1 protein-coding gene and 2 pseudogenes are annotated in these 3,641 nt (G+C 30.0%); all 3 read right to left on the reverse strand.

Annotation, left to right across the window (positions count from 1 at the left end):
* Positions 1 to 773: 773 nt before the first annotated feature.
* Positions 774 to 1,339, reverse strand: a pseudogene (gene ybeY / locus ACEW7V_RS00885) (rRNA maturation RNase YbeY).
* Between the two features lie 270 nt (positions 1,340 to 1,609).
* Positions 1,610 to 1,766, reverse strand: a pseudogene (locus ACEW7V_RS00890) (30S ribosomal protein S21).
* Positions 1,767 to 2,252: 486 nt separating this feature from the next.
* Complete coding sequence (locus tag ACEW7V_RS00895) at positions 2,253 to 2,609, reverse strand: lambda-exonuclease family protein (RefSeq protein ID WP_374695588.1); 357 nt, start codon at positions 2,607 to 2,609, stop codon at positions 2,253 to 2,255.
* Between the last annotated feature and the right edge of the window lie 1,032 nt (positions 2,610 to 3,641).

The raw sequence follows: 3,641 nt of genomic DNA on the forward strand, positions 1-3,641 counted from the left end.
CAGACCCATAAATTAATGTGATGGATTTTGCAAATGAGTACTGAGGGCCTTAAGGAACATGTGTCTTACTTGTTTGAGTTTGAGCCTGCCTTGCCAATTAAGATTTGTTTTTGAGAGCTTTTTCACAAAAATCAAGTCTCAAATTTCTAATAAATGGTCTTTTTGTTCCATTTTTCCAATTATTACAACTGAGGCGTGAGGATTTCTTCGTGGACATAATAAAGGACTTTTTCGCGGATTATTTCTGCTATCCAAAGTTCTTTTTTTGATCAGTAATCATGTCTTGCGGATAGTAAGCGACCCCTGGTTTTATATTTTTGATAGATATTTTCTTTTTAAAAAAGTGGTGTTTTTGGCTTTGATATTAGCAGAAAGTGGGATTACTGTTTGAAAAGAAAAATGGTTTTAAATAACTTAAAATAATAGCATCAATTTGGCTTTTGCTATTTAAACGGTCAATTTTGTTGATGACTAAAAAAACTGGTTTTTTGGTTTGGAAAATCATTTTTAACAAAGTTTCTTCTTTGGGATAAAAAAAAGATCTGTTAAAGAAGAATTAAATCAACGTCTTTGATGCTTTTTTTTTTTTTGAAAAGCTTGAAATTTTGTTCTATTTTTTGGTTTAATAGAAATGTTTATATTGGTTAATTCCTGGGGTGTCTACAAAAAATATATTGGGCGTTAGGTTCGTAGCAAATGCCAATAATTTTTGTGGCGTGTTGTTCAGGGTTTGGCGCTTGTGATGCTTGTAACTTTTTGTTGGGTTAATGCGTTTAGAAGAGTTGATTTGCTGCCGACGTTTGGGCACTTAAAATAGCAATAAAACCAGATTTAAAATCCATGTAATTCCTCAATTTCTTAGTTATTTTTTTGTTTTCTTTTCCTTTTTGGTGTTTGTGCAGGTGTTTATTTTGGTTGTTTCTTTTTGTTTGGTTTATGGGATTTGGGCTGCTGCTGCTGCTGTTTATGTGGTTTTGTCTCAATTTAGACCTAAAAAAAAGTTTTAAAATTTTTTCTTGTAAAGCAAGCATTATTTGAAACTCTTCTTCGGTGCGGTGTTGATAACCCTTAAGATGCAAAAAACCATGCACTGCTAAAAAGCAATTTCGCGTTCTAAACTGTGCTTGGCTGTTTGTGCTTGGACTTGGGCTTTGGAAAAAGAAATAAAAACATCGCCTAAGGAATTGTCTTAAGCCTGCAAAAAAGTTAAATCATTAGGAAAAGACAAAACATCTGTGGGATAATTTTTTTGGCGATAAAAGAAATTAAGTTCTTGAATTTTTTCGTTGGTAACAAAAATGATATGCATTAATTTTTTTTCTTTGATGAGTAAAAACATTTTAATTAATAAAGATTTAAAAGGTGTGATGCAAAAAGAAGTTTGATTGTGGATTTTCAATGATCATTTGGCATTTCCTATTTGGGGGTTAGGTGATGGTTGTAGTTTTGGTTGCAATTGAGTTGTTTTTTGGTAATTTTTAATAATGAGATTATTTTTTGATGATTTGAGCGAACATTTGAACGAATAAAATAAAAAGTTATTTGCAAAAAAACTTAATCAAATATAAGAAAATATAAAATAAAAAAAGCAACTTATTTCAAGTAGCTTTTAATTTATTAAAACATTAACGCTTTTACTACGCATATTTTGGCGATTTTTCTTTTGTACGCTTGGTTTAATATATAATGTTCTTGCGACAACTTCTGCTAGGACACCAGATTTAGAAACTTCCTTCTTTTTAAAAACGACGTAGCGTTTCTCTGATAGTTTTCCTTACGAAAACAGTTTTTTATATAATAATATATCCTTTCCAGTAATCTCAAATTAAAAATTAGCAATACTAATTATATTTATCTCTTTTTTTGTTGTTTGTCAATAAGATGAAAAAAAAAAATAATTAAATATTTTTCGTAAGTGGTTTTGTCTTTGTTTATGGTGTTTTTTATGGTGAAATTCTATCATAATACGGTTAAATGAAATGCAATAGTAATAATGTATTTTTATATTTATGATAAATGAGTAATTTTTTAAATTTGGTAGTTGTTTTTGTAATTGTTTATTTTTTAAGTATAATTGAAAAAAAACACCGCAATTGTTCTGCTACGTTTGTGATAAAATTCCGGGTCTTCTTTGACTTCGATATTTTTTGTTGGTTTTGTCGTTTTGATAGACCAAAAGTAAGCTTTAATTGATTGAGAACAATAAATTTGGGCTGGGAGTTTGGGTATAATAGATAGTAGGGATTTCTTCTTCATTTAAAAGGATTGCTACATATGAGGCAAAAGAAATGGGGCATTTGATTTCTAAGAGGCTTTTGGTATTGGGCGTCCCATCCATCCAAAGAAGCAGACATGAAATCTTTGACAAAGACTTTGGGTCTGAATTGCATTTTTTGTGTTTGGTTGGAAAAAATTTCTTTGCTTGGGGTTCCAAAATTCGTCCGTTTCATTGCTCTGTTGTCTTCTGATTGAGTGTCAAAACTTTTCTTTTTTAATAATTGCTCTTTGGTTTCAAATGGATTTAAGCCCATGATAGCTGCTACTTCGGAAGCATTAATGTATTTTTTGGTGATGATTGTGCTAGTTAATGTATTTTGTTCTAATTGCATATGGCATCAACTATTGTTGCACCCAAAAGGAAAACCAAAAAAGTTTATGGTTAAAACAGAAGAAAGAAGTTTTAAGAAGAATTGTTTCGCTCTTTGATTTTTCGTCCTTAGCTTTTATATGTTCGGAAAAAGAATTTCCAAAGAAAAGCTGTCGTTAAGTATTCGTTAAAATAAAGTATTTAAACGATAAAAGTACAAATAGTTACAAAAAACGGTATAATTCATAAAAATCTCTTGATTTTGCAATTTGATTTTGTTGTTTTGTTGTTTTTGTTGTTTTTTAAATTTCTAACGACGACAAAAATAATGATTGATGATTCAGTTTTTTTGATAAATGTTTAAAATTTACTTACTTTTATTTTAGCAAGAAAAGCAGTTGTATTTTTTTAAATATTTTGTATTTTGGGAAATTTATAAAGCGTACTTGGATTAAATTTTGCATGATGGCTTCCACTACGCCCAAGCCAGGAGAGTTTTGTGTTTGACTTTGTCTCCTTTTTTGAAAAAGTCATTTACTAGGTGCAAGATACTTGGTTTAATTGGTTTGGTTGAAAACAAATGTGGGGAAAAAATAATTTGGTCTTGGGGTTTCTTTTGAAAAAAAGCCCATTTCTTGTAAAAAGCGTGAAGGTTGACCGTGTCTATTTGTTTTGCCATATGAAACTCTTTGATAAGACCCAGTTAAAAATAACTTTTCTTCAGCTCTTGTAATTTATACATAAGCTAGACGTCTTGATCTTCGTAAATCGCTTTTTTTCTTTTTATTGCAATCAAAAAAATATCTTCTAAAAGCAGCTATAAAAACCACTCTAAATTCTAAACCTTTTGACTTTGTGAATAGTAGAAACTTTAACGCGATCGTTTTTGCTTGGGGTTTTGGGGTCTTGTTCGGTTTGTTCGTTGAATTTCTTCATACAAAGATATTTGATCTAAAAGTTGGGTTAGTTTTTCAAAAATGTTTCCTTCCAAATTTTTTCTGCTTGCATAAAAAACTGATTTTTAATTCTTCGATGTAATGTAAAGCAATACGTA

Source organism: Areca yellow leaf disease phytoplasma, from assembly GCF_041920595.1.

Coding starts and splice junctions, on each gene's coding strand:
- ACEW7V_RS00895 (WP_374695588.1), bottom strand. CDS start 2,609: ATGCAATTAGAACAAAATACATTAACTAGCACAATCATCACCAAAAAA.